The following is a 6568-nucleotide window of genomic DNA, read 5'->3' as shown; positions in this document are numbered from 1 at the left end:
GTAGCCGCGCTCACGGCCAAGCGCGATCAGCGCACGCATCTGGCGTTGGCGCTCCTCGTCCTGGCGCGCCATCGACGCGATGTCCTGCGGTGTCGCGACGCCCTGGGGCTTTCCCTTTGGGGTGCGGTGGGCGGTCTTTGACGTAGCTGGGCTCACGCGGGATGCGGAGTCATCACGAACCGGATTTGCCAATACTTTCTCCTCGACAGAGTTGGCCGACGATCGCCGCGGACCTGACGGCAAGCGAAGCTCGTCGGGGTGCGAACGAAATCGTGGGGTGGCGCACGGACAGTCGAGGCCGGAATGCCTCTCGCGGTTTCTGGTGCGCGCAGAGAATGGGGAACCTGTAATTATAGCTGGTGCGCTTGTGCGACGCAACATCGATATTTGGACTCAACCGCGCCACAAGATCGTGGCGACGCATGCAAGGAGCGGCAAGGAGCGCCAAGGCCTGGTGCATGAAGTCCAGCCGCGAGGCGAGGATTTTTCATTCGGTCTGACCGGACATTCCGATTGGGTGGCTTCCTTCAGCGCTTGACCACGCAACACAGAACACCTCGATGACGAGAAGCCATATCGCAACATGCGCTTGACCACGCAACCGTAGCGCTCGTGATTGCCGACCGTGCCGGAGCGGAATCCATTCGCGCTCGAGCGGGGTTTGCCGGCCCGGATCGGCGTTTACCCCCGGCCTTTCTCGTTGACCCATTACTTTACAAGTCAATTATTTATACCTAATGTAAAAGGGCACCCGACGGGGGAGTTTCCATGAAGATCGTCTGTATCGGCGGCGGCCCGGCCGGGCTGTACTTCGGTCTGCTGATGAAGCTTCAGAATTCGACGCACGACATCACCGTGGTCGAGCGAAACCGGCCGTACGACACCTTCGGCTGGGGCGTCGTCTTCTCCGACCAGACGCTCGGCAATTTGCAACGCGCCGATCCGAAGAGCGCCGCGCAGATCCTCGATGCGTTCAACCATTGGGACGATATCGAAGTCCATATCCGCGGCCAGGTGGTCCGCTCGGGCGGCCACGGCTTCTGCGGCATTGGCCGTAAGCGGCTGTTGAATATCCTGCAGGCCCGCTGCGAGGAATCAGGGGTCAAGCTGCTCTTCGAGACCGACGTGCAGGATGACACCGCTTATGGCGACGCCGATCTGATCATCGCCAGCGATGGCCTGAACAGCCGCATCCGCACCAGGTACGCGGCCAACTATCAGCCCGACATCGACATGCGCCGCTGCCGTTTTGTCTGGCTCGGCACGCACAAGCTGTTCGATGCCTTCACATTCGCATTCGAGGAGACCGAGCATGGCTGGTTCCAGGCGCACGCGTATCGTTTCGATGCCGACACCTCCACCTTCATCGTCGAGACGCCCGAAGACGTGTGGCGCAAGGCTGGCCTGGAGTCGATGGAAAAAGAGGCGGGCATCGCTTTTTGCGAGCGCCTGTTCGCCAGATACCTGGACGGCCACAAGCTGATGTCCAACGCTGTGCACTTGCGTGGTTCGGCGCAGTGGATCCGTTTTCCGCGTGTGGTGTGCCAGCACTGGGTGCACCATAACGGGTGCGCGCCGGTCGTACTGATGGGCGATGCCGCGCACACCGCGCATTTCTCGATTGGCTCGGGCACCAAGCTGGCGCTGGAAGATGCCATCGAGCTGGCAAGTTGCATTGGCCAACAGCCCGGCGATCTCACGGGCGCGCTCGAGCACTATGAAGCGGTGCGCAGCGTCGAGGTGTTGCGCATCCAGAACGCCGCGCGCAATTCGACCGAATGGTTCGAGAACGTCGCCCGCTACGCCAGCCTGCCGACCGAGCAGTTCGCCTATTCGCTGCTGACGCGCAGCCAGCGCATCAGCCACGAAAACCTGCGCCAGCGCGACAAGGCGTACCTCGAATCCTTCGAAGACTGGATTGCGGCGCAGGCCGGCCTGCCGCGCGGACGGCGCGCATCCGATCATGGTCCCGTGCCACCGATGTTCACGCCATTCACTGTACGCGGCGTCACGCTCAAGAATCGCGTGGTGGTATCGCCGATGGCGCAGTACTCATGCGTGGACGGCATGCCGGCGGATTACCACCTGGTTCACCTGGGTTCGCGTGCGATGGGCGGTGCCGGTCTGGTGATGGTGGAAATGACTTGCGTGTCGCCCGACGCGCGCATCACGCCGGGCTGCCCGGGCCTGTGGAACACCGCGCAGCGCGATGGCTGGTTGCGCATCGTGCAGTTCGTGCATGCCAACAGCGATGCCAAGCTCGGCATCCAGCTTGGCCACGCCGGCGCCAAGGGCTCGACGCGCGTGGCGTGGGAAGGTGTCGATTTGCCGCTGCCGGAGGGCAACTGGCCGCTGATCTCCGCCTCGCCGCAACAATATCTGGACGGCATCAGCCAATGGTCGCGGGCCATGACGCGCGACGATATGGACCGCGTGCGGGATGACTTCGTCCACGCCGCCAGACTGGCTGCCGAGGCAGGGTTCGACTGGCTGGAGCTGCATTGCGCGCACGGTTACCTGCTGTCGTCGTTCATCTCGCCGCTGACCAACCAGCGCAACGATGAGTACGGCGGTTCGCTGGAAAACCGGCTGCGCTATCCGCTCGAAGTCTTTCGCGCGTTGCGTGCCGTGTGGCCTGCAATCAAGCCGATGTCGGTGCGCATCTCCGCGCATGACTGGGTGCAAGGCGGCATCACGCCGGACGATGCTGTCGAGATCGCGCGCATCTTCAAGGCAGCGGGCGCAGACATGATCGACTGCTCGTCGGGCCAGGTGAGCAAGAAGGAACAGCCCGTGTACGGCCGCATGTTCCAGACGCCATTTGCCGATCGCGTGCGCAACGAGGCGGGCATTGCCACCATCGCCGTGGGTGCGATTTCAGAAGCGGACCATGTCAACAGCATCATCGCGGCTGGCCGTGCGGACCTGTGCGCCGTGGCGCGCCCCCATCTGGCCAACCCGGCCTGGACGTTGAACGAGGCTGCGCGCATCGGCTATCTCGACATGCCGTGGCCCAAGCAATACCGCGCCGGCAAGTTGCAGCTCGAGCGCAACCTCGAACGCGAGCGCGCGATGGCCGCGCAGGCGGCCGGGCTGTCGCCGCTGGAGCAGGCCAACCGCATGCAGGGGGTCTGACATGGCGACGCTTGCAGGGCACCATGCCGTGGTGACCGGCGCCGGCCGTGGCATTGGCGCGGCCATTGCCGCGCGCCTGGCCGCCGAAGGCGCGACGCTCACCTTGATGGGCCGACAGGCCGCCGCACTGGACGCCATGGCCGCAACGTTGCCGGCCAGTGCTTGCGCCCAGGCGGTGACGTGTGATGTATCGGATTCGGACAGCGTGTCCACTGCTTTCAAGGTCGCGCGCACCGGCCTCGGGCCGATTTCGATCCTCGTCAACAACGCCGGCCAGGCCGAGAGCGCATCGTTTGCCAAGACGACGCTCGAGCATTGGCAGCGCATGCTGGCTGTCAACCTGACCGGCACATTCCTCTGCACGCAGGCGGCGCTGAGCGATGTCCTGGCTTGCGGGCGCGGGCGCATCGTGAACGTGGCGAGCACGGCAGGACTGCGTGGCTATGCGTATGTGTCTGCCTATGCAGCAGCCAAGCATGGCGTGATCGGCCTGACGCGCTCGCTGGCGCTGGAACTGGCGACGCGCGGTGTGACCGTCAACGCGGTGTGCCCGGGTTACACCGACACCGACATCGTGCGCGACAGCATCAGCCGTATCGTCCTCCGCACCGGCCGCAGCGCGGAGGAGGCACGCAATGAGCTGGTCAAGTGCAATCCGCAAGGCCGGCTGGTAACGCCGGATGAGGTTGCCGATACCGTCGCGTGGCTGTGCTCGGACGGTGCGGCGTCGATCACCGGGCAAGCCGTCTCGGTCTCCGGCGGGGAGGTCATGTGAGCACGCTACGCAAACCGCGCAGCCCCGCTCGGGCCGTGCGTACCACCGGCGCCGCCGGTCACCACAAGCTGGTGCAGTCGCTGGGCGACGCGCGGATCGGCCGCGAAGCGCGTGCCCAGGCCGACGACCACATGGACGTGAAGATCTGGTTGCGCCTGTTGGCCTGCTGCACACAGATCGAACAGCAGATCCGTCAGCGCCTGCGCACGCGATTCAGCACGTCGCTGCCGCGCTTCGACTACCTGGCCCAGCTCGACCGCCATCCGGACGGCCTGCGCATGAACGTGCTGTCGCGCTATCTGATGGTGACCGGCGGCAACGTGACCGGCCTGACGGACCAGCTGGAAAAAGAGGGGCTGGTAAAGCGCGAGGTCGATCCGGAAGACCGCCGCTCCTTTCGCGTGGTGCTGACCGAGCAGGGGCGCCGTCACTTTGCCGGAATGGCCAGCGAACACGAGCGCTGGCTGATCGAGATGTTCGACGGGCTGAGTGCTGCCGACAAGGACGCGCTCTACGCGCAGCTCGGCCGCCTGCGCGTGCACCTTGCGCGCCGGGAAACGGAGCGCAGCGAGCTGGACGCCCGCGACAATCCACCGTTACTGAACGCATCCAAACCATGAACGCCCACATCGATCCGGCCCTGCTGGCCGGCAACTGCCGCCCGCTTGCCGGCTACCAGGCCAGCCATTTCCTCTGGAGCGTCGATGGCAACGTCGCCACCATCACGCTCAACCGGCCCGAGCGCAAGAACCCGCTGACCTTCGATTCGTACGCCGAGCTGCGCGACCTGTTCCACCAGCTCAAGTGGGCCGGCGACATCAAGGCCATCGTGCTGGCCGGCGCCGGCGACAACTTCTGCTCCGGCGGCGATGTGCACGAGATCATCGGCCCGCTCGTGCAATTGAATGCGCCCGAGCTGCTGATGTTCACACGCATGACGGGCGAGCTGGTCAAGGCGATGCGCGTCTGCCCGCAACCCATCGTCGCGGCCATCGACGGCGTGTGTGCCGGTGCGGGCGCCATCCTGGCGATGGCTTCCGACCTCCGGCTCGGTACCGCGCGCAGCAAGGTCGCCTTCCTGTTCAACCGCGTCGGCCTGGCCGGCTGCGACATGGGCGCGTGCGCCATCCTGCCGCGCATCATCGGCCAGGGCCGTGCCAGCGAACTGCTCTACACCGGCCGTTCGATGAGCGGCGACGAGGGCGAGCGCTGGGGGTTCTTCAATCGCCTGTGCGGGCCGGCCGAGTTGCTGTCCCAAGCCCAGGCGCTGGCTGCCGACCTGGCAGCCGGCCCGTCGTTTGCCAACGGCATCACCAAGACCATGCTGCACCAGGAATGGACGATGTCGATCGAACAGGCACTCGAGGCCGAGGCCCAGGCGCAGGCGATCTGCATGTTGACGGAAGATTTCTCACGTGCGTACCGCGCGTTTGTCGCGAAGCAAAAGCCGGCCTTCGAGGGCAACTGACATGCATGACGTCGACTACTTGCAGTGGCCTTTCTTCGACGACAAGCATCGCCGGCTTGCGACGGAGCTGGATGCCTGGGCGGCCCGGCACATCCCGCACGACCACGGCCCGGACGTCGATGCCGAATGCCGTGCGCTGGTGAAGTCGCTCGGCGAGGCCGGCTGGCTACGCCACGCGATCGGCGGCACGGCGCATGGCGGCGCAGGCGACGCCATCGATACGCGCGCCATCTGCGTGATCCGGGAAACGCTGGCGCGTCATTCCGGTCTGGCCGATTTCGCGTTTGCCATGCAGGGGCTCGGCTCGGGTGCCATCTCGCTGCACGGCACGCCGGAACAGCGCAAGCGCTACCTGACCAAGGTGGCACGCGGCGACGCCATCGCTGCCTTTGCGCTGTCCGAGCCCGACGCCGGCTCCGACGTGGCGGCCATGGCCTGCGCGGCGCGTGAAGACGGCGACAGCTACGTGCTCGACGGCGAGAAGACGTGGATCTCCAACGGCGGGATCGCCGATTTCTATGTCGTGTTCGCCCGCTCCGGCGAGGCGCCGGGCGCGCGCGGCATCTCCGCGTTCATCGTCGATGCCGACACGCCGGGTCTCGAGATTGCCGAGCGGATCGACGTGATCGCGCCGCACCCGCTGGCACGCCTGCGGTTCACCCACTGCCGGATTCCCGCGAGCCAGCGCGTGGGCGCGGCAGGCGAGGGCTTCAAGGTGGCGATGCGCACGCTGGATGTGTTTCGCACGTCGGTGGCCGCCGCAGCGCTCGGCTTTGCGCGCCGCGCACTGGACGAAGCGTTGACGCGCGCCATCTCGCGCAAGATGTTCAACGGTGTGCTGGCCGATTTCCAGCTCACGCAAGCCAGGCTCGCCCAGATGGCCACCGCCATCGACAGTGCCGCGCTGCTGACCTATCGCGCCGCCTGGCAGCGCGACCAGGGCCGCTCCGTCACGCGCGAAGCCGCCATGGCCAAGATGACCGCCACCGAGAATGCCCAGCAGGTGATCGACGCCGCCGTGCAGATGTGGGGCGGGCTTGGCGTCGTCAGCGGGCAGCCGGTCGAGCGCCTGTATCGCGAGATTCGCGCGCTGCGCATCTACGAAGGCGCGACCGAGGTGCAGCAATTGATCATCGCGCGCGAGCTGCTGCGCAACGCAGTCCCCCCGGCTACGCATTGATATTCGTCAG

Annotated in this window: 5 protein-coding genes; all 5 read left to right on the top strand. The window is 65.8% G+C overall.

The window, feature by feature from the left end; all coding sequences use genetic code 11:
• The first annotated feature begins 768 nt into the window (after positions 1-768).
• Complete coding sequence (locus ACV22Z_RS22585) at positions 769-3135, top strand: bifunctional salicylyl-CoA 5-hydroxylase/oxidoreductase (protein WP_448078485.1); 2367 nt, start codon at positions 769-771, stop codon at positions 3133-3135.
• A 1-nt stretch (position 3136) separates the two neighbouring features.
• A complete protein-coding gene (locus ACV22Z_RS22580) occupies positions 3137-3910 on the top strand; it encodes an SDR family NAD(P)-dependent oxidoreductase (protein ID WP_448078484.1) in 774 nt (257 codons plus the stop codon).
• Between the two features lie 71 nt (positions 3911-3981).
• Positions 3982-4530 carry a MarR family winged helix-turn-helix transcriptional regulator gene (locus ACV22Z_RS22575; protein ID WP_448078503.1) on the top strand — a complete coding sequence of 183 codons (549 nt, stop codon included), beginning with the start codon at positions 3982-3984 and terminating at the stop codon, positions 4528-4530.
• A complete protein-coding gene (locus ACV22Z_RS22570; RefSeq protein WP_448078483.1) occupies positions 4527-5378 on the top strand; it encodes an enoyl-CoA hydratase family protein in 852 nt (283 codons plus the stop codon). Before ACV22Z_RS22575 ends, ACV22Z_RS22570 begins: the two co-directional genes overlap by 4 nt.
• A 1-nt stretch (position 5379) precedes the next feature.
• Positions 5380-6558 (top strand): acyl-CoA dehydrogenase family protein, encoded by a 1179-nt coding sequence (locus ACV22Z_RS22565; RefSeq protein WP_448078482.1) that lies wholly within the window; start codon positions 5380-5382, stop codon positions 6556-6558.
• Positions 6559-6568: the final 10 nt, after the last annotated feature.

This window comes from Burkholderia sp. PU8-34, assembly GCF_053427725.1.
Note: the sequence above shows the minus strand (reverse complement) of the source record. Positions and strands in the feature narration are given on the sequence as shown.